Origin of the sequence: Hydrogenophaga sp. RAC07, from assembly GCF_001713375.1 — a bacterium.
Classification (GTDB): domain Bacteria; phylum Pseudomonadota; class Gammaproteobacteria; order Burkholderiales; family Burkholderiaceae_C; genus Hydrogenophaga.
On sequence record NZ_CP016449.1, the window covers coordinates 649824 to 674310 of the forward strand.

The window sequence follows — 24487 nt, forward strand, 5'->3', positions numbered from 1 at the left end:
ACAGCGGGCTGTCGGCCCGCTGTGTCCTCAGTTTTCTTTTTTCTCTTCGGTGCGCACTGTCTGGCTCTTGCTCACCATGACCGGACGACCTTTGAGCTGGTTGATGGCCTGCGTGAGCTGGAAGTCCTTGTCGGTGCCGAATTCAGGCACCAGGCGCTGGCCCGGATTCTTGCGGGCCTCTTCTTCCAGCCGCTTGCGGGCGATTTCACGCTCTTCGCTGCGCGCCTGTTCGGCAGCGCGCGCGGCGTCCGTCATGGGTGCGACCGCCGCCTTGGGGTCCTTGCCGTTGGTCAGGCTGTTCTGCAGGTCGGCTTCGCGGGTGCGCAGCGCGGCAAACACATTGCCTTCCAGGGTCTCGTCCACCAGCACGTCGGGCACGATGCCCTTGCCCTGGATGGAGGTGCCCATCGGCGTGTAGTAACGCGCCGTGGTCAGCTTCAAGCCAGTGTCCGGGCCGAGTGGACGCACCGTCTGCACGGAGCCTTTGCCGAACGTCTGGCTGCCCAGGATGGTGGCGCGTTTGTGGTCTTGCAGGGCGCCGGCCACGATCTCGCTGGCCGAAGCCGAACCTTCGTTGACGATCACCACCAGCGGTACGCGCTTGAGAGCACCCTTGGTGTTTTCGGTCAGGCGTTTGATCGGATCGTTGCCGCCGCGGCGCAGGTAGTGCTGCGGCACCGCCTTGTAGATGAACTTGCTGTCCTCGAGCTGGCCGTTGGTGGACACCACCGTCACGTTTTCCGGCAGGAAGGCGGCCGACAAGGCCACGGCTGCGTCCAGCAGGCCGCCCGGATCGTTTCGCAGGTCCAGCACCAGGCCCTTGAGGTTGGGCTCGGCCTTGTAAAGGTCTTCCACCTTGCGGGCGAAGTCCTCGATGGTGCGTTCCTGGAACTGCGACACGCGCACCCAGGCGTAGCCCGGCTCGACCACGCGCGACTTCACGCTCTGCGTCTTGATCTCTTCGCGGGTGATGGTCACCGGGAAGGTGCGGTCCTCGTCCTTGCGGAAGATGGTCAGCAGCACCTTGGTCCTGGGCTCACCGCGCATGAGCTTGACGGCGTCGTTGATCGACAGGCCCTTGACGTTGGTGTCGTCAATCTTGGTGATCAGGTCGTTGGTCTTGAGGCCGGCACGGAACGCGGGCGAGTCTTCGATGGGCGAAACCACCTTGACCAGGCCGTCTTCCATGGTGATTTCGATGCCCACACCGACGAAGCGGCCGCTGGTGCCCTCGCGAAATTCCTTGAACGACTTCTTGTCGAAGTACTGGGAATGCGGGTCCAGGCTGGCCACCATGCCGGTGATGGCTTCGTTGATCAGTTTTTTCTCGTCCACCGGCTCCACATAGTCGGTCTTGACCATGCCGAACACGGCGGCGAGCTGTTGCAACTCTTCGAGCGGCAAAGGCGCCAGCGTGCCGCGGGCCACCGCTTGCAGCTGCACCGTGGTCAGCGCACCGGCGACCGCACCAATGGCCACCCAGCCTGCAATTTTCAGCTTGTGACTCACCTGTTTTGCCATTGAATTACCCCAGTAATGACGCCCATGCCGGACAACCCGGCGGCGAATCAATATACACCTATGAGCACGGGGAACCGGTTCGGTTCCCCAATCACCGGCCCCTTGTTCAGGCCTTGCCCTGGGCTGCCACCGCCGCGGCTGCGCGGGCCGCTGCCTCGGCGTCGCCCAGGTAGTAACTTTTGATCGGTTTGAGTTCGGCGTCCAGCTCGTAGACCAGCGGAATGCCGTTGGGGATGTTGAGGTTGACGATGTCGGTCTCGGAGATGCCGTCGAGGTATTTGACCAAGGCACGGATGCTGTTGCCGTGCGCAGCCACCACCACGCGTTTGCCGGCCTTGATGGCGGGCGCCATGGCCTCGTTCCAGAACGGCAGCACGCGGGCCACGGTGTCTTTCAGGCATTCGGTGAGCGGGATTTCCTCGGGCCTGAGGCGGTCGTAGCGGCGGTCGCCGCGCTCGCTGCGCGGGTCACCCACTTCCAGCGAAGGCGGTGGCGTGTCGTAGCTGCGGCGCCAGACCAGCACCTGGTCGTCACCGTATTTTTTGGCGGTGTCGGCCTTGTTCAGGCCCTGCAGGGCACCGTAGTGGCGCTCGTTCAGGCGCCAGCTGTGCACCACCGGCAACCAGGTGCGGTCCATTTCGTCGAGCACGTGCCACAGGGTTCGCGTGGCGCGCTTGAGCACGCTGGTGTAGGCCAGGTCGAAGTCGTAACCCTCGGCTTTGAGAAGGCGACCGGCGGCCAATGCCTGGTTGAGTCCGGTGGGGGTGAGGTCCACATCGGTCCAGCCGGTGAAGCGGTTTTCCAGGTTCCAGGTGGATTCACCGTGGCGAATCAGGACGAGTTTGTACATGGCAAGGGGGTGGCGTTGGAGGGGCGGGGCGGAGAAAAACAGGTGGGCCGCGAGGCAACTGCGGCACAGGGCAGCCCGCCATTCTAAAATCCCGGGCTTACTCGAAAGGTGTCCTCGTGAGTTTCTTCATCGATAACTGGATTTTGCTGGCCGTGGCGTTCTCGTCGGGCGCCATGCTGTTGTGGCCCACGGTTTCGGCCGGATCGCGCGCCGGCTCTCTGAACACGACGCAAGCCGTGCAACTGATGAACCGCGACAAGGCGGTGGTGGTGGACGTGAGCGAGCCGGCCGAATTCGCCGCCGGCCACGTGATCGGTGCCAAAAACGTTCCGCTGGGCGAATTCGAGAGCAAACTGCCCGGCGCCGTGAAGAACAAGGCCACCCAGCTGATCCTGGTCTGCGCCAACGGCTCCAGGGCCAACCGGGCCGTGGCCATGGCGAAAAAGCTGGGCTATGAAAACGCGCAATCCCTGACCGGTGGCATGGGCGCCTGGCGTGCCGCCAGTCTGCCGGTGCAAAAAGCCTGATCATTTCAGCTTCGTTTTTTTGCACCGACAGGAAGTTTGCATGGCCAAAGTCAAGATGTTCACCAGCGCCTATTGCCCCTACTGCAGCTCCGCCAAGGCTCTGCTGCAAAGTCACGGCGTGGCCGACCTCGAAGAGGTGTTTGTGGACGGGCAGCCCGAGTTGCGCGCGCAGATGAAGGCCATCACCGGCCGCACCAGCGTTCCGCAGATCTTCATCGGCGAGCAGCACGTGGGTGGTTGCGACGACCTGCACGCGCTCGACGGGCGCGGTGGGCTGGTGCCCATGCTGCAGGCCTGAGTCACAGAGCCGCCTTGCCGGGCTGACATAATTCAGCCCAGTGCCCGCCGCGGGAACGCTCCCCCGGCGGGTTTGTTTTTTCAACGCATTCTTCGAGACAACACCATGGCAGAAAACCAGGAACCCACCTTCCAGATCCAGCGCGTCTACCTCAAGGAAGCGTCGCTCGAACAACCCAATTCGCCCGCGATCCTGCTCGAGCAGGAACAGCCCACAGTGGACATCCAGCTCGGCGTGGAAGCCAGCCCGGCCGCCGACGGCGTGTTCGAGGTCTGCGTGACCGCCACGGTGACGACCAAGATCAAGGACAAGACCGTGTTCCTGGTCGAAGCCAAGCAGGCCGGCATCTTCGAGATCCGCAACCTGCCGCAGGAGCAGATGGGTCCGATCATGGGCATCGCTTGCCCGCAGATCGTGTACCCCTACCTGCGCAGCAACGTGGCCGACATCATCCAGCGCGGCGGTTTCCCGCCTGTGCACCTGGCCGAGATCAACTTCCAGGCCATGTACGAGCAGCAGCAGGCACAAGCCGCTGCCGACGCACCCCGCATCGTCACGCAATAAGGCCTTGCCCGGCACCGGCCCGATGAACATCGTCGTGCTCGGCGCGGGTGCCTGGGGCACTGCGCTGGCCATCAGTGCGGCCCGCCTGGCGCAAGCGGATCGGCGTGTCACCTTGTGGGCACGCGATGCGCAGCAAGCCGCCGACCTTCAGCAGCACCGGGAAAACCGCCGTTACCTGAGTGGGGTGACGGTGCCGGCTGCGGTGCAGGTCACCACCGGGGCGCTGCACAGCGGCTCGACTGTGCTCGATGGCGCCGACCTCGTGATCGTTGCGACGCCCATGGCTGGCCTGCGCGACATGTTGACGCTGTTGGCAGAGCAGCGAGCGCCCGTGGCGTGGCTGTGCAAGGGTTTTGAAGCCCCCACCACGCAGACCACCGGCTTGCTGGGCCACGAAGTGCGGGCGCAGGTGGCGCCCGAGCTGCTGGCCGGCGTGTTGAGTGGTCCAAGCTTCGCGCTGGAGGTGGCCCGAGGCCAACCCACCGCGCTGGTGGCAGCCAGCGAACATGCTTCCGTGCGCGACACGCTGGTGGCCGCGTTCCACAGCCCCACGCTGCGCGTGTATGCCAACGACGACATCGTGGGCGTGGAGGTGGGCGGTGCGGTGAAGAATGTGTTGGCCATCGCCACCGGCCTGTGCGATGGCCTGGGGCTGGGCATGAACGCGCGTGCGGCGCTCATCACCCGCGGCCTGGCCGAAATGACGCGCCTGGGCCTGGCCTTGGGCGCCAAGGCCGAAACCTTCATGGGCCTCTCGGGACTGGGGGATCTCGTGCTCACCGCCACCGGAGACCTCTCGCGCAACCGCAAGGTGGGCCAGTTGCTCGCGCAGGGCATGAACCTGCAGCAGGCGGTGGATTCGCTCGGCCACGTGGCCGAAGGTGTCTACAGCGCGCGCACGGTGGCGCAGCGCGCCCGTTCACTGGGGGTGGACATGCCGATCACCGATGCGGTGGTGGCCTTGCTGGACGGTGGCCTGCAGCCCGCGCAGGCGGTGGCCCTGCTCATGGGGCGGGACCCCAAGGACGAACTGCTCTGATCAAGCGGGCGTGCAACCCGCCGGGTTGAACACCCGCTCGGTCGACGCCGGGTTGCGCGCCAGCGCCGCTGCGGGTCGCCGTGGTCGGCGCACCAGCTCTCCACGGCAGTTGGGGCAGGTGTTGTTCAACTTGCTTTCCGCACAGTCGCTGCAGAAGGTGCATTCGAAGGTGCAGATTCGCGCGTCCAGCGATTCGTTGGGCAGGTCGCGGTTGCAGCATTCGCAGTTGGGACGCAGCTGGAGCACGGCGAGACCTCCGGTGATCAGATTTCGAAGTTGTCGATAAGACGCGTTGTGCCCAGGCGTGCGGCGCCCAGCACCACGAGTGGATCGCCCGCCAGCGGTGCCTGCAGGTCGGCGCGGCGACGCACGGTCAAATAGTCGGGCTGCCAGCCGCGAGCGGCGAGATCTTTCATGGCGCGTTCTTCCAGCGCGGGGAGTTGGCGCACGAGGCCGTCGGCTGCGGCCAGTGCGTCGCGCCCCAGCGCGCGCAGCGCGAGGGAGAGCTGCACCGCTTCAGCCCGTTCTGCCTCGCTCAGATAGCCGTTGCGCGAACTCAGGGCCAGGCCATCGGGGGCGCGCCGGGTGTCGCCACTGATGATGGTGATAGGCAAGGCGAATTGCTTCACCATGCGCCGGATCACCATCTGTTGTTGGTAATCCTTCTGCCCGAAGACGGCAAAACGTTCCCCCTTGGCCTCGGACAACACGCTCTGGAACAGCTTCATCACCACGGTGCACACACCGGTGAAAAAGCCGGGGCGGAAGTGGCCTTCGAGGATGTCGGCCAGTTCTGCGGGCGGCTGCACCTTGAAGCCCTGCGGTTCGGGGTACATCTCTTTTTCCGACGGCGCGAACACGACGTCGCACCCCGCAGCGGCGAGCTTGTCGCAGTCGGCCTGCAAGGTGCGCGGGTAGGTGTCGAAGTCTTCGTGCGGTGCGAACTGCAACCGGTTGACGAAGATGCTGGCGACCGTCACGTCGCCCAACGGCTTGGCGGTACGCACCAGATCGAGGTGACCGGCGTGCAGGTTGCCCATGGTGGGTACCAGGGCTGGGCTGTTGAAGGGTCGCAGTGTGTTGCGAAGGTCGTCGAGGGTGTGGACGATTTTCATGGTCACCAGGCGTGCAGCGCGTCGTCCGGGAAGGTCCCGTTTTTCACAGCCGCCACGTAGGCGGCCATGGCGTCGCGCACGCTGCCGGCGCCTTCCATGAAGTTGCGCACGAACTTGGGGTTCTTGCCCAGGTTGACGCCCAGCATGTCGTGCATCACCAGCACCTGGCCGGCGGTGTCCTTCCCGGCGCCGATGCCGATGGTGTGGCAGGTCGGAAGCTGGCGTGTGATCTCGGCGGACAGGGCGGCGGGCACCATCTCCAGCACCACCATGGTGGCGCCGGCGTCCTGCAGTTCGAGTGCGTGGCGCTTGAGCACGAGCGCGGCCGCATCGCCGCGGCCTTGCACGCGGTAGCCGCCCAGCGCGTGCACCGTCTGCGGTGTCAGGCCCAGATGCGCACACACCGGGATGCCGCGCTCGACCAGAAAACGCACGGTCTCGGCCGTCCAGCCACCGCCTTCGAGCTTGACCATGTGCGCGCCGGCGTGCACCAGCTGCGCTGCGCTGCGCATGGCCTGTTCTTTCGACTCGTGGTAGCTGCCGAATGGCAGGTCGCCCAGCAACCAGGCGGTGGCCTGCACGCGGCGCAGACCCCGCGCCACACTCTCCACGTGGTAGGCCATGGTCTCCAGCGTCACGCCGGCGGTGCTCGCCAGACCCTGGCAGACCATGCCCAGCGAATCACCCACCAGGATGCACTCCACACCGGCGGCGTCGGCCACGGCAGCGAAGGTGGCGTCGTAGGCGGTGAGCATGGTGATCTTCTCACCGCGCTCGCGCATTTCGGCCAGGCGCGGCAGGCTCACGGGTTTGCGCTGGGGCAGGGGTGAGGCGGTGGGCAGCGTGCCGTAGGGCGTGGCCATGGGCGGGGAAGTGGTGGGGGTGCTCATGCGTGGGTCCCGCGTGTTTCAGGGGTGGGTGAGAATGCGGGACTATAGACCATCCCGGTATGCTTGCGGCCCATGAAACACCTCTCTGAATTCACCCTTGTCGACCTGCAGAAAGTGGCCAGTTGCGATGTGGCGCTGGCGTTGGCGGAAGACGTGGGCGCGGGCGATCTGACCGCCGCGCTCGTGAACGCCGACCAGGCGGCGCGAGCACGCATCGTGGCGCGCGAGTCGGCGGTGATCTGCGGCACGCCATGGGTCGAGGCGGCGGTGCGGGAGCTCGATCCGCAGGCCCGGCTGACCTGGCATGTGGGCGAAGGCCAGCGCTGCGCGGTCGACCAGACCGTGCTCACCATCGAAGGCCGTGCGCAGGCGTTGCTCACAGCCGAACGCACGGCGCTCAATTTCCTGCAACTGCTCTCGGCCGTGGCCACCAAGACCGCGGTGTTTGTGGAAGCGGTGGCCGGCACGCGCGCGCAGATCGTGGACACGCGAAAGACCTTGCCGGGGCTGCGGCTGGCGCAGAAATACGCGGTGACCACCGGCGGCGGAGTGAATCACCGCATCGGACTGTATGACGCGGTGCTGATCAAGGAGAACCACATTGCCGCGGCCGGTGGCGTGGCCCAGGTGCTGCAGCGCGTGCGCGATACCGCCCCCCAGGCGCGCTTTGTCGAGATTGAAGTGGAGACCCTGGCCCAGCTCGACGAGGCCCTGGCCTGTGGTGCCACCATGGTCTTGCTGGACAACATGGACATCCCCACCTTGCAGGAAGCGGTCAAACGCAATGCCGGCCGCGCGGTGCTGGAAATTTCAGGCGGCGTGAACCTGCAGACCGTGCGTGCACTGGCCGAGACCGGCGTGGACCGCATCTCCATCGGGGCCCTCACCAAAGACGTGAAAGCCATCGATTTCTCCATGCGATTCGAGGCCCTTTGAGGCCGCGACAAGGACACTCATGAACACCGAAGCCACCGTCATCGACGTCGAATACGAACAACCCGCCTGCCCCACGCAGCACGCCTGGGCGCGTGTGCCGGTGGAGCCTGGTCCCAAACAGCGCGCGGAGTTGAAGGACAAGATCCGCCGCCTGCTGAAGGAACGCAACGCGGTGATGGTGTCGCACTACTACGTGCACCCTGATCTGCAGGACCTGGCCATCGAGACCGGCGGCATCGTGAGCGACTCGCTGGAGATGGCGCGCTTCGGCCGCGACCACGCAGCGCAGACACTGATCGTCTCGGGCGTGCGCTTCATGGGTGAGACCGCGAAGATCCTGAGCCCCGAAAAAACCGTGCTCATGCCGGACCTGGATGCGAACTGCTCGCTCGACCTGGGCTGTCCCATCGACGAGTTCAGCGCCTTCTGCGATGCGCACCCCGACCGCACGGTGGTGGTGTATGCCAACACCAGCGCGGCGGTGAAGGCGCGTTCGGACTGGCTGGTCACGTCGAGCTGTGCGCTGGACATCGTCAGCGCACTCAAGGACAAGGGCCACAAGATCCTGTGGGCGCCCGACAAGCACCTGGGCGGCTACATCCAGCGCGAGACTGGCGCGGACATGGTGATGTGGGGCGGCGCCTGCATCGTGCACGACGAGTTCAAGGCCTTCGAGCTGCAGGCGCTGATGAAGGAACACCCGCAGGCCAAGGTGCTGGTGCACCCGGAGAGCCCGGCCGACGTGATCGCGCTGGCCGACTCGGTGGGTTCGACCTCGGCCATCCTGCGCGCGGCGCGCGAGATGGACGCGCCGGAGTTCATCGTGGCCACCGACAACGGCATGATGCACATGCTGCGCCAGCAGAACCCGGGCAAGGTGTTCATCGAAGCGCCGACCGCCGGCAACAGCGCCACCTGCAAGAGCTGCGCGCACTGCCCCTGGATGGCGATGAACGGCCTGGCGGGTGTGGCTCAGATTCTGGAGAAGGGCCTCAACGAGATCCACGTCGACCCGGCGCTGATCCCCCGGGCGCGCTTGCCGATTGATCGCATGCTGGCGTTCACCGGTGCGCAGCGCAGCGGTCAGAACCCCGGTGCGCTGGTGCCCAACATCGGCGCTGCCTGAGCGCGTTCAGCGCGCTGGCGGCACGAGGATGGTCGGTTTCGCCACCGGCAACATGTCCGGGTAATCGCGGCTGAAGTGCAGGCCGCGGCTCTCGTGCCGCAGCATGGCCGACATCACGATCAGGTCGGCCACCTGCACCAGGTTGCGCAGTTCCAGCAGGTCGCGCGTGACGTGGAACTGCGAATAGAACTCGTGGATTTCCGACTGCAGCAGCGAGATGCGGTGGGCCGCACGTTCCAGGCGTTTGTTGGTGCGAACGATGCCCACGTAGTCCCACATGAAGCGGCGCAGTTCGTCCCAGTTGTGCGAGATCACCACCTGCTCGTCGGCGTCGGTCACGCGGCTGTCGTCCCACAGCGGCATGGCGGGGGTGTCCACCACGGCCACGGAACGGATGGCGTTCACCGCACCCTGGGCAAACACCATGCACTCCACCAGCGAGTTGCTGGCCAGGCGGTTGGCGCCGTGCAGACCGGTGCAGGTGGTTTCACCCACCGCGTACAGACCGGCGATGTCGGTGCGGCCACCGAGGTCGGTCACGATGCCGCCACAGGTGTAGTGCGCGGCCGGCACCACGGGGATCGGCTCTTTCGTGATGTCGATACCCAGCTCGGCGCAGCGCGCCAGGATGTTGGGAAAGTGCTCGTGCAGAAACTCGGAAGGCTGATGGGAGATGTCGAGGTACACGCAGTCCAGGCCGTGCTTTTTCATCTCGAAGTCGATCGCGCGCGCCACCACGTCGCGCGGCGCCAGTTCGGCGCGTGGGTCGTGGTCGGGCATGAAACGGTGGCTGCCCAGGTGCGGCGGCAGCTTGAGCAGGCCGCCTTCGCCGCGCACGGCCTCGGTGATCAGGTAGCTCTTGGCGTGCGGGTGGTACAGGCAGGTCGGGTGGAACTGGATGAACTCCATGTTGCCGACCTGGCAACCCGCGCGCCAGCCCGCGGCGATGCCGTCGCCGGTGGCGGTGTCGGGGTTGGTGGTGTAGAGGTAGACCTTGCCCGCACCGCCCGTGGCCAGCACGGTGTGGGCGGCGCTGAAGGTCACCACCTCGTCGCGCACGGTGTCCAGCACGTAGGCGCCAAAGCAGCGCTCGGCCACCTGACGGGCCGGGTCGTGGCCGGTCAGCTTGCGGTCGGTGATCAGGTCCACCAGCATGTGGTGCTCGAAGACTTTGATGGCCGGCGTGTTGCGCACGCGCTCGATGAGCGTGGCCTGCACCGCCGCGCCGGTGGCGTCGGCCGCGTGCACGATGCGCCGGTGGCTGTGGCCGCCTTCGCGCGTGAGGTGCAGTTCGCCGTGTTCCAGTGAAAAAGGCACGCCGAGTTCCTGCAGCCAGGCGATGGCCGCGGGTGCGTTTTCCACCGTGAACTGCGTGGCTTCCAGGTCGCACAGACCGGCGCCGGCCACCAGGGTGTCGTCCACATGCGAGGCCAGGCTGTCGCCCTCGGCCAGCACCGCCGCAATGCCGCCCTGCGCCCAGTTGCTCGAACCATCGAGCAGGGCGCGCTTGGTGACCACGGCCACGCGGTGGGTGGTGGACAGGTGCAGCGCCGCGGTCAGACCGGCCAGGCCGCTGCCGATGATGAGGACGTCGAAGCGGTGAAGGTCGGTCATGTGTGGAAAGAACTAGCTTGGCGTGTAAGCCAGGCGGACATAGATGGGAGCGAAGGCCTCGGCCTGTGTCAATTCGATGAGGGTTTCTTTGGCCAGTTCGAGCATCGCGATGAAGGTGACCACCAGCACGGGCGAGCCCTTTTCGGGATCGAACAGCTCGCCGAACTCGACGAACTTGCGGCCCTGCAGGCGGCGCAGCACGATGCTCATGTGCTCGCGCACGGAGAGTTCTTCGCGGCTGATCTTGTGGTGCTGCACGAGCTTGGCGCGCTTCAAGATGTCGCGCCAGGCGCTTTGCAGGTCGATGGGGCTCACGTCGGGGAAGCGCGGCGCCAGGGCCTGCTCCACGTACACCTGCGCTCGCAAAAAATCGCGGCCGTACTGGGGTGCATCGGCCAGGCGCTGGGCGGCCAGCTTCATCTGCTCGTATTCGAGCAGGCGGCGCACCAGCTCGGCGCGGGGGTCTTCGGCCTCTTCGCCCTCGGCCGTCTTCTTGGGCGGCAGCAGCATGCGCGACTTGATCTCGATCAGCATGGCCGCCATCAGCAGGTACTCGGCCGCCAGTTCCAGGTTGCTGTTGCGGATCTCGTCCACGTAGGTGAGGTACTGGCGCGTGACCGCCGCCATCGGGATGTCGAGGATGTTGAAGTTCTGCTTGCGGATCAGGTACAGCAGCAGGTCCAGCGGTCCTTCGAAGGCTTCCAGAAAGATCTGCAGCGCGTCCGGCGGGATGTAGAGGTCGCGCGGCATGGCGAACAGCGGTTCGCCGTAGAGACGGGCCAGCGCCACGTGGTCCACCACGGTGGGCAGCACCGCGTCGAGGCCCTGGGGAGCCTCGTCGAGTGTGTGGACCTCGTTGCCCATGTTGCTGTCGGGGGAGCGCCGCCGGATCAGCTGTGGTCCGAACCGGTCTGGTAGACGTAGGGTTGCTGGGGCACGCGGGCGGTTTCGGCTTCGGCCTGGAAGCTGCGGTCGATGGCCTTGTCCCACAGAAGCGAGCGGCCCTGGCGCTGCGACTGCTCCAGTCCCGGCTTGTCGGCCTTGAGCTGTTCGATGAACAACGTGGCGTCGGACTTGTAGTCGGGGCGGCGGAAGAAGGACATGGTGTTCGGAGCCTGGTGCGGGGAAAGGCGCGATTTTACCGGTCGGCGCCCGGGCCCAGGCGCCCCGGGGTCACTCGCAGGTGTTCAGCCGCGCCGCGAAGCCGGAGCGTTCGATCAGCGAGCGCGGTTGCGGGTGCAGCCCCACCATGCCCAGGTGCCCGCCGCGTTTGTGCACCGCCTTGTGCAGCTGCTCCAACGCGTCCAGCCCGGTGGTGTCGAGCGAAATCAGCTGGCTGGCGTCCAGCATCACGTTCACTGGCGTTGGCGAACGTTCGACATCGGCCACGATGGGATCGATCTTGGCGACGGCGCCGAAGAACAGCGAACCGTAGAGTTTGTAGGTCGCCTGGTGCTCGGTGCGCGCCACCGGCTCGGCACGGAAGATCTCGCTCTGGCGCCGCACAAACAGCACCACCGCGAGCACCAGCCCGAGCTCCACCGCCACCGTGAGGTCGAAGACGATGGTGACGAAGAAGGTGGACAGCATCATCAACCGGTAGTGGTTGCTGAAGTGTTTGAGCCGCCCGAACTCGCGCCATTCGCCCATGTTCCAGGCCACGAACAGCAGCACACCGGCCAGCACCGACAACGGGATGTGGTACGCCAGCGGTGCCGCCAGCAGCACCACGGCGGCCAGCGTGAGGGCGTGCACCATGCCCGCCACCGGCGAGGCGGCGCCCGAGCGGATGTTGGTCACGGTGCGCGCGATGGTGCCGGTGGCGGGCATGCCGCCGAAGAAAGGGACGACTGCGTTGGCAATGCCCTGGGCCATGAGTTCCTGGTTGGGGTCGTGCTTGGGCGCGTCGCCCAGCTGGTCGGCCACGCGCGCGCACAGCAGCGATTCGATGGCACCCAGCAGCGCGATGGTGAGCGTGGGCGTCACCAACAGGCGCACGGTTTCCCACGAGAAGTCGGGCAGGTCGAACACCGGCAGGCCCTGCGGAATGCCGCCAAAGCGCGTGCCCACGGTTTCCACCGGCAGGCTGAGGGCCCAGGCCAGCAGCGAGAGCGTGATGAGTGCGACGACCGGGCCGGGAATGCGTGAGGTGGCCCTGAGCGCACTCACTGTTTCAATGGCTTCGAGCTGGCGGCGGAACTGCGAATCCACCGCCCACAGGCGCGGCCACACGACCAGGCCCAGCACACACAGGGCGCCCAGCCCGAGCGCGAACGGGTTGAGGCTGTGGAGGTGGTCGGCGATGGCCCCGATCTGGCCGAAGAAGTTGGCCGGCATCTTGTCGATGTCCAGCCCCAGCAGGTCGCGCACCTGCGAGAGCGCAATCAGGACCGCGATGCCGTTGGTGAATCCGATCACCACGGTGACGGGCACGTAGCGCACCAGCGTGCCCAGGCGGAACAGACCCAGCAGGAAGAGCAGCACGCCGGCGCTGGCGGTGGAGATCAGCAGGTTGGCCACGCCGTAACGTTCGACGATGCCGTAGACGATGACGATGAAGGCGCCGGCCGGGCCACCGATCTGCATCGAGGTGCCACCCAGGGCCGAGATCAGGAAGCCCGCGATGATGGCCGTCCACAGCCCGGCTTCGGGTTGCAGGCCGCTGGCAATTGCAAAGGCCATGGCCAGCGGCAGGGCCACGATGCCGACCGTGGCACCGGCCCCCACGTCGCGCGCCAGCTTGTCCCGGTTGTAGCCCTGGATGTCTTGAAGCAGTCGCGGACGGAACGGAGCGAGGGGCGGCAGTCCTTGAAGCATGGGACATGTTACCTTTGGCAACGGTTCGTGAAACTGACAGCCAGGACCTCAAACACTGCGGGTTTACACTGAATTTTTCACCCTGAAGAAGGTGCTCCGCATGCGTGGTTTGACTGGCTTTGTTGCCCGAGGATGCCTCCTCGTCCTGCTGAGCGTGGCGATGTTGCTCGCCGCGTGCGATGTGAAGAACATCAGCGAACTCGAGGAAGGTGTTTCCACCGAAGCCGACGTGCGCGAACGCTTTGGCGCGCCCGAGGCGGTGTGGGACGGCGAGGACGGCGCGCAGATCTACGAATACAACCGCCAGCCCGCCGGCCACGTGAACTACATGATCACCATCGGCCCCGACGGGCGTATGGCCGCGCTGCGCCAGGTGCTCACCGAGCGCAACTTCGCGCGGGTGGTGCCCGGCATGGCCATGGAAGAGGTGCGCCGCATGCTCGGCAAGCCCATGAAGGTCACCACCTACGACCTCAAGCGCGAGACGCATTACGACTGGCGCTACATGGACGGCAACAACCAGAACGACTCGAAGGTGTTCACCGCGGTGTTCGACACCGATTTGCGCGTGATCAGGACGATGTCGGTACCCGATCCGGACCTGGAAAGGAATCGTTGACGGGAACACGCTCCGCCGCCGGGCGGCCCCAAGGCGGATCAGCCCCCGCGGGGGGCAGCGGACCTCGCGCAGCGGGGGAGCGTGGGGGTCTGTCTACCTGACCCGCATGCCGGGCTTCGCGCCCGGCCACGGATTCAGGATGTGGATGCCGGGCTCTTCCGTTTCGTCCGCATGGCTGGCGGCCAGCACCATGCCTTCGCTCACGCCGAACTTCATCTTGCGCGGCGCCAGGTTGGCCACCATCACGGTGAGCTTGCCCACCAGGTCTTCGGGCGCGTAGGCGCTGGCGATGCCGCTGAACACATTGCGTGTCTTGCCTTCACCCACGTCCAGCGTGAGACGCAGCAGCTTGGTCGAACCTTCCACAGCTTCGCAGTTGACGATCTGCGCGATGCGCAGGTCGATCTTGCCGAAGTCGTCGATGGTGATGGTGTCGGCGATCGGCTCGCCGCCGGGCACGGTCAGCTCGACGGCTGGAGCCGGCGGTGGTTCAAACAGCGCATCGAGTTGCTTCACGTCCACGCGCTGCATCAGGTGCTGGTAGGCGTTGATGCCGTGGCCAGCGCCCAGCAGGCTGGATGCGTCGCTGAACTGCAGTGGCTGGACTTGCAGGAAGGCTTCCACGTTCGTCGCCAGCGCAGGCAGCACCGGCTTGAGGTAGAGCGTGAGCAGGCGGAAGGCTTCGATGCACGCGGTGCACACGTCGTGCAGGCGGCCGTCCATGCCTTCCTGCTTGGCCAGTTCCCAGGGCTTGTTCTGGTCCACGTAGGCGTTCACGCGGTCGGCCAGCAGCATCACCTCGCGCAGCGCCTTGCCGTACTCGCGTTCGGCGTAGAGCGCGGTGATCGCGGGCGCGGCGGTCTGCAGGTGGTCGATGAGGTTGTCGCCGTCGGCCGAGACTTCACCCAGCTTGCCGTTGAAGCGCTTGGCGATGAAGCCGGCCGCGCGCGAGGCGATGTTGATGTACTTGCCGATCAGGTCGCTGTTGACCCGCGCCAGGAAGTCGTCGGGGTTGAAGTCGATGTCTTCGTTGCGCGCCGACAGCTTGGCGGCCAGGTAGTAGCGCAGCCACTCCGGGTTCATGCCCAGGCCCAGGTATTTCAGGGGGTCGAGCCCGGTGCCGCGGCTCTTGCTCATCTTCTCGCCATTGTTCACCGTGAGGAAGCCGTGCACGAACACCGCGTTGGGTGTCTTGCGGCCACTGAAATGCAGCATGGCCGGCCAGAACAGCGTGTGGAAGGTGATGATGTCCTTGCCGATGAAGTGGAACTGCTCGGTGGTGGGGTCGGCCATGAAGGCGTCGAAGTCGCGGCCCGTCTTGCCGAACCAGTTCTTCAGCGAGGCGAGGTAACCCACCGGCGCGTCGAGCCACACATAGAAGTATTTGCCCGGCGCGTCGGGGATCTCGATGCCGAAGTAGGGCGCGTCGCGGCTGATGTCCCAGTCGCCCATCTTGGGCTTGCCGTCTTCACCGGGCTCGATCCATTCGCTGATCTTGTTCAGCACCTCGGGCTGCACCGCGCCGCTTTGCGTCCACTGGTCCAGGAAGGCCAGGCAGCGCGGGTCGGAGAGCTTGAAGAAGAAATGCTCCGACTGCTTGAGAACGGGCTTCGCGCCCGACAGGGCCGAGTACGGGTTGATCAGGTCCGTGGGGCTGTAGACCTTGCTGCAGACCTCGCAGTTGTCGCCGTACTGGTCCTTGGCGTGGCAGTTGGGGCACTCGCCCTTGATGAAGCGGTCGGGCAGGAACATGCTCTTCTCGGGGTCGAAGAACTGTTCGATGGTGCGGGTCTCGATCAGGCCGTTGGCCTTGAGGTCGCGGTAGATCTGCTGCGCGAGTTCGTGGTTCTCGGGCGCGTCGGTGCTGTGCCAGTTGTCGAAAGCGATGTGAAAACCGTCGAGGTAGGGCTTGCGGCCCGCGGCGATGTCGGCCACGAACTGCTGCGGCGTCTTGCCCGCCTTGTCGGCCGCGATCATGATGGGCGCGCCGTGGGCGTCGTCGGCGCAGACAAAGTGCACCTCGTTGCCCTGCATGCGCTGGAACCTCACCCAGATGTCGGCCTGGATGTACTCCATGATGTGGCCGATGTGGAAGTTGCCGTTGGCGTAGGGCAGGGCGGTGGTGACGAACAGGCGTCGCTGGCTCATGGGATGGGCTTTCTTCTGGGGAACCGGCGATTTTAGGCCGGAGGCGTAAGGGATGTCCTCATGGCGATTGTGTGAATGACCCCGGCCGGGGTGGGGCGTTAGACTTCAGCCCGACCCGATACCCCCACCCCCCTCTCTGAAGCGAGTTTCCCCATGTCTGTTGATTCCCAGGCGCTGCTGACCGCGCTGCAAGCCGTCATCGATCCGAACACCGGACGCGACTTCGTCACCAGCAAGGCGCTGAAGAACCTGCAAACCACCGACGGCGATGTGTCGTTCGACGTCGAGCTGGGCTATCCGGCCAAGAGCCAGATGCCGGTCTTTCGCAAGGCCTTGATCGCCGCGGCCAAGTCGGTGGCGGGCGTGGACAACGTGTCGGTCAACATGACCATGAAGATCACGGCCCACGCGGTGCAGCGCGGCGTGCAGGTCATGCCCAATGTGAAGAACATCATTGCCGTGGCCTCGGGCAAGGGCGGCGTGGGCAAGAGCACCACGGCGGTCAACCTGGCGCTGGCGCTGTCCGCCGAAGGCGCGAAGGTCGGCATCCTGGACGCCGACATCTACGGACCGAGCCAGCCCATGATGATGGGCGTGGAGGGCCGGCCCGAGAGCGCGGACGGCCAGACCATGGAGCCGCTGGAGAACTACGGCGTGCAGGTGATCTCGATCGGTTTCCTGATCGACCGCGACGAAGCCATGATCTGGCGCGGCCCCATGGCCACCCAGGCGCTGGAGCAGCTGCTGCGTCAGACCAACTGGAAAGACCTCGACTACCTGATCGTCGACATGCCCCCGGGCACCGGCGACATCCAGCTCACCCTGAGCCAGCGTGTGCCGCTCACCGGCGCGGTGATCGTGACCACGCCGCAGGACATTGCGCTGCTCGACGCGCGCAAGGGCATCAAGATGTTCGAAAAGGTGGGCGTGCCCATCCTGGGCATCGTGGAGAACATGGCGGTGCACGTGTGCGAGAAGTGCGGCCACACCGAGCACATCTTTGGCGTGGACGGTGGCAAGAACATGGCGGCCGAGTACGGCATGGACTACCTCGGCGCGCTGCCACTCAACATGAGCATCCGTGTGCAGGCCGACAGCGGCATGCCGACCGTGGTGGCCGACCCCGAGGGCGAGATTGCCGCGCTGTACAAGTCGGTCGCGCGCCAGCTGGCGATCAAGATCGCGGCCAAGGCCAAGGACTTCTCCAACAAGTTCCCGAGCATCAAGATTTCAAAGGAAACCTGAAGCGGCAGGCGGCCCGTTGAGCATCGAAGAAGCCGGCCCAGGGCCGGCTTTTTTTCGCCCGGACCTGTGTGCAGACGTGGTGCCGATCTAGTGCCAATGCAGTATGGCGTGTCGCCGGCGTTTCGGATGTGATGCTCCATACCCCCGGGAGCTCCACGTGCCACTTGCGTCCTATCAGATTCGCTGCATGACCCGCAGCCACCTTTCCACTGCCATGCACTGGGCCGCCCGCGAGGGCTGGAACCCGGGCCTGCACGACGGAGATGCCCTGCACGGCCTCGATCCCGAGGGGTTTTTGATGGGGTGGCTGGGTGATGGACCGGTGGCGTCCATCTCGTGCGTTCGGTACAGCCCGCACTACGCCTTCCTGGGCTTCTACATCGTGGATCCGCTGCTGCGTGGACACGGGTTGGGCAAAGCCATCTGGGGTGCTTCGCTGGAGCATGTGCGCGGCTGCGTCGTAGGGCTGGATGGCGTGGTGACGCAGCAGCACAACTACCGCGGTGCCGGCTTTGAACTCGCCTGGTACAACGTGCGCTACCAAGGCGCGGGTCGTTCGGCGGCAGCTGCGACCGTTCCGCACGTGGTGCCGCTGTCGGACATTCGATTTGAAGCGCTGGCCGCTTACGAGCGGGCCTTTCATCCCGAGCCGCGCCTGGCGTTTCTGCGGGCCTGGGTGCAGATGCCGCAGAGCCATGCACTCGGGTGGTGGCAAGACGGTGAGCTCAGGGGTTACGGCGTCATCCGGGCCTGTGTGGATGGCCACAAGCTGGCCCCGTTGTGCGCCGACACGCCCGCCATTGCCGAGGCCCTGTTCGAGGCGCTGTGCGCCCGGGTGCCCGCCACGGACAAGGTTTTCATGGATGTGCCCGATTGCAACGCCGCGGCCACCCAGCTGGCGTTGCGCCAGGGCATGCAGGCCACCTTTCCGACCGCCCGCATGTACCGCGGTCCGGCGCCGCAACTGGCGTTCTCGCGCCTGTACGGCCTGACCAGCCTGGAAGTCGGCTGATCGGGGTGGCGGGCATCAGGCCTCGGGGGCTTCCCGTTCGCGCAGCCGGAAACGCTGGATCTTGCCGGTGGCGGTTTTGGGCAGCTCGGGCAGGAACTCGATGAAGCGCGGGTACTTGTAGGGAGCGAGCTTTTCCTTCACGAAGGCTTGCAGCTCGGCTTCGGTGGCCTGCACGCCATTCTTGAGCACCACGAAAGCCTTGGTCTTGGTCAGACCGTCGGCGTCCGTCTTGCCAATGACGGCAGCCTCCAGCACCGCGGGGTGCTGCACCAGCGTGGCTTCCACCTCGAACGGGCTCACGTAGATGCCGCTGACCTTGAGCATGTCGTCGTTGCGCCCGGCGTAGGTGCAGTAGCCCTCGGCATCCCGCGTGTACTTGTCACCGGCCTTGGTCCAGCCGCCCTGGAAGGTGTCGCGGGTCTTGGCGCGGTTGTTCCAGTACATCAGCGCGGCGCTCGGGCCCTTGATGTAGAGGTCACCGATCTCGCCGTCGGGCACGGGCTGGCCGTCCTCGCCGCGCAGCTCGATCTCGTAGCCCGGCACCGGCTTGCCGGTGGTGCCGTAGCGCACGTCGCCCGGGCGGTTGGAGAGGAACACGTGCAGCATCTCGGTGGAGCCGATGCCGTCGATGATTTCCACGCCGAAATGGTCGGTCCAGCGCTGGCCAATGTCTTGCGGCAGCGCTTCACCGGCCGACGAACACAGGCGCAGCGCCACGTCGCTTTTCCTGGGCAGGTCGGGGCTGGCGAGCATGCCGCCGTAGCCGGTGGGCGCGCCGTAGAAAACCGTGGGCCTGTCTTGTGTGAAACGTTTGAAACAGGCCTGTGGCGTGGGCCGCTCGGCCATCAGCACCACGCTGGCGCCCACGCTCAGCGGGAAGCTCAGGGCGTTGCCCAGGCCGTAGGCAAAGAACAGCTTGGCGGCGGAAAACACCACGTCGCTCTCGCGCAAGCCCAGCACGGCCTTGCCGTAGAGCTCGGCCGTCCAGTACAGGTTGGCCTGGGTGTGCACCGTGCCTTTGGGTGCACCGGTGGAGCCGCTGGAAAACAGCCAGAAGGCGGGTTCGTCGCCGTGCGTGTCGGCCGCTGCGGTGGGTTGACTGCCTGCAACGATCGCAGCGAAATCGTGCGCACCTGGGGGCAGGGGCTCGGTGGCGCGCGAGACGACCAGGTGCCTCACCTCCGTGGGTTGCAGATCCAGCGCGGTCTGCAGGGTGGGCAGCAGAGCGGCCGACACGATGGCCGCCTGTGCGCGGCTGTTGGTCAGCATGTAGGCGTAGTCCTGCGCGGTCAGCAGGGTGTTCACCGCCACCGGCACCACGCCGGCGTGCAGCGCGCCGAGGAAGGCCACCACCCAGTCGCTGCAGTCGTGCATGAGCAGCAGCACGCGCTCTTCGCGGCGCAGGCCCAGCGCGCTGAGCGCACCAGCAAAGCGCTGCACCTGGTCGGCGAGTTCGCCGTAGCTCAGCGTGCCCTGGTCGTCGATCAGGGCGGTCTTCGCCGCGCGCCCGGTGTTGAGCGCGAGCAGGTGGCGCGCGAAGTTGAAGCGCTCGGGTGGGGCGGTGGTCGTCATGGGTTTGTCTCCTCTGCGGGGTTCGGGTTATCAGTATTTCAAGGCTACCGCCGAGGCGGCGAGCACGTCCAGCGCGGCGCTGCTGGCCTGCACCGCGCTGCGGCGGTGGTAGAAGCCCAGCGCGCGCAGGCCGCCGAGTTCTTCGCCGCCGCCCGCGCGGCCCGGGCCGCCGTGCAGCGACATGGGCATCACGTTGCCGTGGCCGCTCTGGCTGGCCGCCACGTCGGGCGAGATGGCGTGCACGCGGCCGTGGGCCGAACCGAGTTCGAGCGCGGCCGCGGCGATGAAGGCCGGATCGGCGCTGTAGACCGAACACACCAGCGAACCTTCGCCGCGGCGGATCAGCTCGTAGGCCTCTTCAATGCGGTCATACGCCATGAGCGTGGCCACCGGGCCGAACACTTCCACCTCGTGCAGCACTTTTGCCTTGGAGGGTTCGCGCGAGCCCAGCAGCACCGGCGCCACGCAGGCGGAGGAGGCGTCGGCGTCCACCCATGCGGCGCTGCCGCCGTCGAACAGCACCTCGGCCTCGGTGCGCAGTCGGGCGATGCCTTCGATCACCCCGGCTTTCTGCTCCTGGCTCACCAGCGAGCCCATGCGCACGGACTCGTTGCGCGGGTTGCCCACGCTGGTTTTGACGAGCTTGGCGCCGATCGCCCGGGCCACTGCGTCGTACAGCGCGCGCGGCACGAACACGCGGCGGATGGCGGTGCACTTCTGGCCGCTCTTCACCGTCATCTCGCGCACGACCTCGCTCACCAGCAGGCCGAAAGCTTCGCTGTCGGGGGTGGCGCCTGGGTCGAGCAGGGCACTGTTGAGGCTGTCGGCTTCGATGTTGCAGCGCACTGAAGCGGAGGCCACGGCCGGGTGGCTGCGGATGATGCGTGCCGTTTCGGCAGAGCCGGTGAAGGAGACCACGTCGAAGGGCTGCAGCTGGTCCATCAGGCCGGCGGACGAACCGCAGACCACCGAGAGCGCGCCGGGCGGCAGGATGCCCGCGTCGATCACGTCCTTGACCATGCGCTGCGTGAGCCAGGCGGTGGCGGTGGCGGGTTTGACGATCACCGGCACGCCCGAGAGCAGCGCGGGTGCTGCCTTCTCCCACAGGCCCCAGCTCGGGAAGTTGAAGGCGTTGATGAACAGCGCCACACCGCGCGTGGGGCTCAGGATGTGCTGGGTCTGGAACACCGGGTCCTTGCCCATGCGGATGCGTTCGCCATCGAGCAGCGCATGCGCATCGCCCAAAGCCTCGCCCTGCTTGGCGTAATAGCCCAGGGTGAAGATGCCGCCGTCGATGTCCACCGCCGAGTCCTTGGTGGTGGTGCCGCAGTTGGCCGTCGCGATCTCGTAGTAGGCGTCGCGGTTGGCTTGCAGCACCTTGACGATGGCGCCCAGCAGACCGGCGCGCTCAGCGTAGCTCAGGGCCCGCAAGGCGGCGCCGCCCTGTTCGCGGGCAAAGTCAAACCCGGCGGCCAGGTCCAGACCAGCGCTGCTCACGCGCGCCAGTTCGGTGCCGAGCACCGGGTCGAAAAGCGGTGTCCCCGCGCCGGTGCCGGTGACCCATTGGCCGCCGAGGTGGTTGGGGAGCAGGGAAGTGGTGGTCATGGTGGTGAATTCGGGTGGTCGAGCGGCCGGGGCTGTTCGCGGGTGGAGAATGGCGCTATAAATGCACTATCTTGCGTGCGCCGAGATGTGCATTAAAGTGCATGTTGCCGCGCTTGGCAAGCCCCCGGCGGGTTTTTCCCGAGCCCGATGAAACCGTTTGAAAGTTCAGGCACACCATGGATGCTGCCGATCCCGGCTTGATGGCCGCCGCACGGCCCGCTGACCTCGCTCCCGTGGACGAGGAAGCTCGAAACCCCTTTCTCGTGGCGCTCGGCGAGCGCGTGCGCACCCTGCGCTCGCGCCGCGGCATGACGCGCAAGGCCGTGGCCGTGGCGGCCGACGTGTCCGAACGGCATCTGGCCAACCTCGAATACGGCACCGGCAACGCTTCCATATTGGTGCTCTTGCAAGTGGCGCAGGCGCTGCATTGTTCGCTCGCCGAATTGCTGGGTGATGTGAGCACGAGCTCACCCGAATGGCTGTTGATCCGTGAGCTGCTGGAAGGCCGGGGCGAGGCCGATTTGCGGCGCGTGCGCGTGGCCATCGGCGGGCTGCTGGGCGGCGGTGCGGCGCCCGGTGGCGACCCCGGCCGCAGCTCGCGCATCGCCCTGATCGGCCTGCGCGGCGCGGGCAAATCCACGCTGGGCCAGCGCCTGGCCGACGACCTCGGATTTGCGTTCATCGAGCTCAGCCGCGAGATCGAGAAGTTCGCCGGCTGCAGCATCAACGAAATCCATTCGCTCTACGGTACCCCGGCCTACCGCCGCTACGAGCGCCGTGCGCTCGAAGAGGCGATCCAGATCTACCCCGAGGTGGTCATCGCCACGCCGGGCGGACTGGTGTCCGACGCCGCCAATTTCAACCTCCTGCTCTCCCACTGCACCACGGTGTGGCTGCAGGCCGACCCGGCCGACCACATGGGACGCGTGGCCGCGCAGGGCGACATGCGTCCCATGGCGGCCAGCCGCGAAGCCATGGAGGATTTGAAGCGCATCCTGGCCGGGCGCTCGGCCTTCTATTCCAAAGCCGACATGAGCTTCAACACCAGCGCCTACAGCCTGGACGATGCCTTCCAAGCGCTGCGAAGCCAGGTTCGTGAGCAGTTGGGCCTGGTTACAAAACATGCATAAAAGTGCATTGACTGTTTTGGCATTGTGAATTATTATTCACCTCGTTGGGCTCCCGCCGGCATTTGAATGCCGGTTTGTCGGGGCCTCCCTGCAGCCCCGAGGAGACAAACCCATGAGTGACACCGCCATCGCCACCGCGCCCGTTGCAGCAGCACCCGCCACCAGCACCGCACCCACCACCGTCGACTACCGCACCGACCCCGGCCAGTATCGCCACTGGAAACTGTCGTTCGACGGTGCGGTAGCCACGCTGTCCATCGACATCAATGAAGACGCCGGCATCCGCCCTGGCTACAAGCTCAAGCTCAACAGCTACGACCTGGGTGTGGACATCGAGCTGCACGACGCGCTCAACCGCGTGCGCTTCGAGCACCCCGAGGTGCGCACCGTGGTGGTCACCAGTGCCAAGGACCGGGTGTTCTGCTCCGGCGCCAACATCTTCATGCTGGGCGTGTCCAGCCACGCCTGGAAAGTGAACTTCTGCAAGTTCACCAACGAGACGCGCAACGGCATTGAAGACTCCTCCAAACACAGCGGCCTGAAGTTCGTGGCCGCGCTCAACGGCGCCTGCGCCGGTGGCGGCTACGAACTGGCCCTGGCGTGTGACGAGATCGTGCTGGTCGACGATCGCTCTTCGGCTGTGTCGCTGCCCGAAGTGCCTTTGCTCGGCGTCTTGCCCGGCACCGGCGGCTTGACCCGCGTGACCGACAAGCGTCATGTGCGCCACGACCTGGCCGACATCTTCTGCACCACCAGCGAGGGCGTGCGCGGCCAGAAGGCGGTCGACTGGCGCCTGGTGGACTCCATCGCCAAGCCGCAGCAGTTCGCTGCCCACGTGAGCGAGCGCGCTGCCGCGCTGGCCGCGCAGAGCGACCGCCCGGCCACCGGCAAGGGCGTGGCCCTGCCGCGCATCGCGCGCACCGACAGCGCCAACGGCCTGGGTTACGCGTTTGTCAATGTGGCCATCGACCGCGCCAAACGCAGCGCCACCATCACGCTGAAAGCGCCCACCGGCGCACAGCCGCAAGACATCGCCGCGATCGAAGCCGCGGGCGCCGCCTGGTGGCCGCTGCAGATGACGCGCGAACTCGACGACGCCATCCTGTGCCTGCGCACCAACGAACTCGACATCGGCACCTGGTTGCTCAAGACCGAAGGTGATGCCGCCGCCGTGCTGGCGAACGACGCCGTGATGCTGGCACACAAGGACCACTGGCTGGTGCGCGAGACGCTCGGCCTGATGCGCCGCACCTTCGCCCGGCTGGATGTGTCCTCGCGCAGCCTGTTCGCGCTCATCGAGTCCGGCTCCTGCTTCGTGGGTTGTTTTGCCGAGCTGGCCTTCTGCGCCGACCGCGCCTACATGCTGGCCCTGCCCGACGACGCCGACAAGGCGCCCAAGCTGCAGCTCGACGGTTTCAACTTCGGCGTGCTGCCTATGGTCAACGACCAGTCGCGCCTGCAGCGCCGCTTTTATGAAGAAGCCGGCCCGATGGCCGCCGCAGAGGCCGCCATCGGCCAGGCGCTGGACGCCGACGCCGCGCTGGCGCTGGGTCTGGTCACGGCCGCACCCGACGACATCGACTGGGACGACGAAGTGCGCATGGCGTTGGAGGAGCGTGCCTCCATGTCGCCCGACGCACTCACCGGCCTGGAAGCCAACCTGCGTTTTGCGCAGAAGGAAAACATGGCCACGCGCATCTTCGGCCGGCTCACCGCCTGGCAGAACTGGATCTTCATCCGCCCCAACGCCGTGGGCGAAAAGGGTGCCTTGAAGGTTTACGGAAAAGGCGACAAGGCCGCTTTTGATTTCAACCGCGTCTAAGGTCGCGAAACACGCTTTCCACAACGTTGTGCGGTGG

General features: G+C 66.1%; 23 protein-coding genes. 11 read left to right on the top strand and 12 right to left on the bottom strand.

What is annotated here, in order from left to right; all coding sequences use genetic code 11:
* Positions 1-27 precede the first annotated feature (27 nt).
* Entirely contained in the window at positions 28-1509 is a 1482-nt protein-coding gene (locus tag BSY239_RS03060; RefSeq protein ID WP_069045544.1) for a S41 family peptidase, read from the bottom strand.
* Positions 1510-1627: 118 nt separating this feature from the next.
* Positions 1628-2371, bottom strand: coding sequence for a 2,3-diphosphoglycerate-dependent phosphoglycerate mutase (gpmA, locus tag BSY239_RS03065; RefSeq protein WP_069045545.1), 744 nt, complete (start codon positions 2369-2371; stop codon positions 1628-1630).
* Between the two features lie 116 nt (positions 2372-2487).
* Here gpmA and BSY239_RS03070 point away from each other — a divergent pair, with 116 nt between their 5' ends.
* From BSY239_RS03070 to BSY239_RS03085, 4 genes are all read left to right on the top strand, one after another.
* Complete coding sequence (locus tag BSY239_RS03070) at positions 2488-2898, top strand: rhodanese-like domain-containing protein (protein ID WP_069045546.1); 411 nt, start codon at positions 2488-2490, stop codon at positions 2896-2898.
* A gap of 40 nt (positions 2899-2938) precedes the next feature.
* On the top strand, positions 2939-3196 hold the full coding sequence (grxC, locus tag BSY239_RS03075; RefSeq protein WP_069045547.1) for a glutaredoxin 3: 258 nt from the start codon (positions 2939-2941) through the stop codon (positions 3194-3196).
* 105 nt (positions 3197-3301) lie between these two features.
* Positions 3302-3760, top strand: a complete 459-nt coding sequence (secB, locus tag BSY239_RS03080) for a protein-export chaperone SecB (RefSeq protein WP_069045548.1) — start codon at positions 3302-3304, stop codon at positions 3758-3760.
* A 22-nt stretch (positions 3761-3782) separates the two neighbouring features.
* Positions 3783-4799 (top strand): NAD(P)H-dependent glycerol-3-phosphate dehydrogenase, encoded by a 1017-nt coding sequence (locus tag BSY239_RS03085; RefSeq protein ID WP_069045549.1) that lies wholly within the window; start codon positions 3783-3785, stop codon positions 4797-4799.
* On the opposite strand, the gene BSY239_RS03090 is transcribed toward BSY239_RS03085, so the two are convergent.
* The 3 genes from BSY239_RS03090 to panB are packed head-to-tail and all read right to left on the bottom strand — an operon-like array spanning position 4800 to position 6804.
* On the bottom strand, positions 4800-5045 hold the full coding sequence (locus BSY239_RS03090; RefSeq protein WP_069045550.1) for a DUF1272 domain-containing protein: 246 nt from the start codon (positions 5043-5045) through the stop codon (positions 4800-4802).
* A 17-nt stretch (positions 5046-5062) separates the two neighbouring features.
* Positions 5063-5914, bottom strand: a complete 852-nt coding sequence (gene panC / locus BSY239_RS03095; protein WP_069045551.1) for a pantoate--beta-alanine ligase — start codon at positions 5912-5914, stop codon at positions 5063-5065.
* A 2-nt stretch (positions 5915-5916) separates the two neighbouring features.
* Positions 5917-6804 carry a 3-methyl-2-oxobutanoate hydroxymethyltransferase gene (gene panB / locus BSY239_RS03100; RefSeq protein WP_069045552.1) on the bottom strand — a complete coding sequence of 296 codons (888 nt, stop codon included), beginning with the start codon at positions 6802-6804 and terminating at the stop codon, positions 5917-5919.
* A 72-nt stretch (positions 6805-6876) separates the two neighbouring features.
* On the opposite strand from panB, the gene nadC reads away from it, so the two are divergent.
* Together nadC and nadA are read left to right on the top strand one after the other, a co-directional pair.
* Positions 6877-7740: a carboxylating nicotinate-nucleotide diphosphorylase gene (gene nadC, locus BSY239_RS03105; RefSeq protein WP_069045553.1), complete on the top strand. Its 864-nt coding sequence runs from the start codon at positions 6877-6879 to the stop codon at positions 7738-7740.
* Between the two features lie 19 nt (positions 7741-7759).
* Complete coding sequence (gene nadA / locus BSY239_RS03110; RefSeq protein WP_069045554.1) at positions 7760-8866, top strand: quinolinate synthase NadA; 1107 nt, start codon at positions 7760-7762, stop codon at positions 8864-8866.
* Between the two features lie 6 nt (positions 8867-8872).
* Here nadA and nadB read toward each other — a convergent pair whose 3' ends face one another.
* The 4 genes from nadB to BSY239_RS03130 form a co-directional block, all read right to left on the bottom strand.
* On the bottom strand, positions 8873-10480 hold the full coding sequence (nadB, locus tag BSY239_RS03115) for an L-aspartate oxidase (RefSeq protein WP_069045555.1): 1608 nt from the start codon (positions 10478-10480) through the stop codon (positions 8873-8875).
* A gap of 12 nt (positions 10481-10492) precedes the next feature.
* Positions 10493-11344 carry a segregation and condensation protein A gene (locus BSY239_RS03120; RefSeq protein WP_069045556.1) on the bottom strand — a complete coding sequence of 284 codons (852 nt, stop codon included), beginning with the start codon at positions 11342-11344 and terminating at the stop codon, positions 10493-10495.
* A 26-nt stretch (positions 11345-11370) separates the two neighbouring features.
* Complete coding sequence (locus tag BSY239_RS03125) at positions 11371-11583, bottom strand: DUF3460 family protein (RefSeq protein ID WP_069045557.1); 213 nt, start codon at positions 11581-11583, stop codon at positions 11371-11373.
* 70 nt (positions 11584-11653) lie between these two features.
* A complete protein-coding gene (locus BSY239_RS03130; RefSeq protein WP_069045558.1) occupies positions 11654-13297 on the bottom strand; it encodes a SulP family inorganic anion transporter in 1644 nt (547 codons plus the stop codon).
* A 100-nt stretch (positions 13298-13397) separates the two neighbouring features.
* Between BSY239_RS03130 and bamE the strand changes: the two genes are divergently transcribed.
* Positions 13398-13916 carry an outer membrane protein assembly factor BamE domain-containing protein gene (gene bamE, locus BSY239_RS03135; RefSeq protein WP_069045559.1) on the top strand — a complete coding sequence of 173 codons (519 nt, stop codon included), beginning with the start codon at positions 13398-13400 and terminating at the stop codon, positions 13914-13916.
* Positions 13917-14009: 93 nt separating this feature from the next.
* On the opposite strand, the gene metG is transcribed toward bamE, so the two are convergent.
* Positions 14010-16064, bottom strand: a complete 2055-nt coding sequence (metG, locus tag BSY239_RS03140) for a methionine--tRNA ligase (RefSeq protein WP_069045560.1) — start codon at positions 16062-16064, stop codon at positions 14010-14012.
* A gap of 153 nt (positions 16065-16217) precedes the next feature.
* On the opposite strand from metG, the gene apbC reads away from it, so the two are divergent.
* Positions 16218-17309 (top strand): iron-sulfur cluster carrier protein ApbC, encoded by a 1092-nt coding sequence (apbC, locus tag BSY239_RS03145; protein ID WP_069045561.1) that lies wholly within the window; start codon positions 16218-16220, stop codon positions 17307-17309.
* 187 nt (positions 17310-17496) lie between these two features.
* Positions 17497-18321, top strand: a complete 825-nt coding sequence (locus BSY239_RS03150) for a GNAT family N-acetyltransferase (protein WP_083239776.1) — start codon at positions 17497-17499, stop codon at positions 18319-18321.
* Between the two features lie 15 nt (positions 18322-18336).
* Here BSY239_RS03150 and BSY239_RS03155 read toward each other — a convergent pair whose 3' ends face one another.
* Together BSY239_RS03155 and BSY239_RS03160 are read right to left on the bottom strand one after the other, a co-directional pair.
* Complete coding sequence (locus tag BSY239_RS03155) at positions 18337-19893, bottom strand: benzoate-CoA ligase family protein (RefSeq protein ID WP_069045563.1); 1557 nt, start codon at positions 19891-19893, stop codon at positions 18337-18339.
* A 30-nt stretch (positions 19894-19923) separates the two neighbouring features.
* Complete coding sequence (locus tag BSY239_RS03160; protein ID WP_069045564.1) at positions 19924-21498, bottom strand: 3,4-dehydroadipyl-CoA semialdehyde dehydrogenase; 1575 nt, start codon at positions 21496-21498, stop codon at positions 19924-19926.
* Between the two features lie 200 nt (positions 21499-21698).
* On the opposite strand from BSY239_RS03160, the gene BSY239_RS03165 reads away from it, so the two are divergent.
* Both BSY239_RS03165 and boxC read left to right on the top strand, forming a co-directional pair.
* On the top strand, positions 21699-22628 hold the full coding sequence (locus tag BSY239_RS03165) for a helix-turn-helix transcriptional regulator (protein ID WP_069048739.1): 930 nt from the start codon (positions 21699-21701) through the stop codon (positions 22626-22628).
* A 112-nt stretch (positions 22629-22740) separates the two neighbouring features.
* Positions 22741-24450 (top strand): 2,3-epoxybenzoyl-CoA dihydrolase, encoded by a 1710-nt coding sequence (boxC, locus tag BSY239_RS03170; protein WP_069045565.1) that lies wholly within the window; start codon positions 22741-22743, stop codon positions 24448-24450.
* Positions 24451-24487 lie beyond the last annotated feature (37 nt).

Coding starts and splice junctions, on each gene's coding strand:
- gpmA (WP_069045545.1), bottom strand. CDS start 2,371: ATGTACAAACTCGTCCTGATTCGCCACGGTGAATCCACCTGGAACCTG.
- grxC (WP_069045547.1), top strand. CDS start 2,939: ATGGCCAAAGTCAAGATGTTCACCAGCGCCTATTGCCCCTACTGCAGC.
- secB (WP_069045548.1), top strand. CDS start 3,302: ATGGCAGAAAACCAGGAACCCACCTTCCAGATCCAGCGCGTCTACCTC.
- BSY239_RS03085 (WP_069045549.1), top strand. CDS start 3,783: ATGAACATCGTCGTGCTCGGCGCGGGTGCCTGGGGCACTGCGCTGGCC.
- panC (WP_069045551.1), bottom strand. CDS start 5,914: ATGAAAATCGTCCACACCCTCGACGACCTTCGCAACACACTGCGACCC.
- panB (WP_069045552.1), bottom strand. CDS start 6,804: ATGAGCACCCCCACCACTTCCCCGCCCATGGCCACGCCCTACGGCACG.
- nadC (WP_069045553.1), top strand. CDS start 6,877: ATGAAACACCTCTCTGAATTCACCCTTGTCGACCTGCAGAAAGTGGCC.
- nadA (WP_069045554.1), top strand. CDS start 7,760: ATGAACACCGAAGCCACCGTCATCGACGTCGAATACGAACAACCCGCC.
- nadB (WP_069045555.1), bottom strand. CDS start 10,480: ATGACCGACCTTCACCGCTTCGACGTCCTCATCATCGGCAGCGGCCTG.
- BSY239_RS03120 (WP_069045556.1), bottom strand. CDS start 11,344: ATGGGCAACGAGGTCCACACACTCGACGAGGCTCCCCAGGGCCTCGAC.
- BSY239_RS03125 (WP_069045557.1), bottom strand. CDS start 11,583: ATGTCCTTCTTCCGCCGCCCCGACTACAAGTCCGACGCCACGTTGTTC.
- BSY239_RS03130 (WP_069045558.1), bottom strand. CDS start 13,297: ATGCTTCAAGGACTGCCGCCCCTCGCTCCGTTCCGTCCGCGACTGCTT.
- bamE (WP_069045559.1), top strand. CDS start 13,398: ATGCGTGGTTTGACTGGCTTTGTTGCCCGAGGATGCCTCCTCGTCCTG.
- metG (WP_069045560.1), bottom strand. CDS start 16,064: ATGAGCCAGCGACGCCTGTTCGTCACCACCGCCCTGCCCTACGCCAAC.
- apbC (WP_069045561.1), top strand. CDS start 16,218: ATGTCTGTTGATTCCCAGGCGCTGCTGACCGCGCTGCAAGCCGTCATC.
- BSY239_RS03150 (WP_083239776.1), top strand. CDS start 17,497: ATGACCCGCAGCCACCTTTCCACTGCCATGCACTGGGCCGCCCGCGAG.
- BSY239_RS03155 (WP_069045563.1), bottom strand. CDS start 19,893: ATGACGACCACCGCCCCACCCGAGCGCTTCAACTTCGCGCGCCACCTG.
- BSY239_RS03160 (WP_069045564.1), bottom strand. CDS start 21,498: ATGACCACCACTTCCCTGCTCCCCAACCACCTCGGCGGCCAATGGGTC.
- BSY239_RS03165 (WP_069048739.1), top strand. CDS start 21,699: ATGGCCGCCGCACGGCCCGCTGACCTCGCTCCCGTGGACGAGGAAGCT.
- boxC (WP_069045565.1), top strand. CDS start 22,741: ATGAGTGACACCGCCATCGCCACCGCGCCCGTTGCAGCAGCACCCGCC.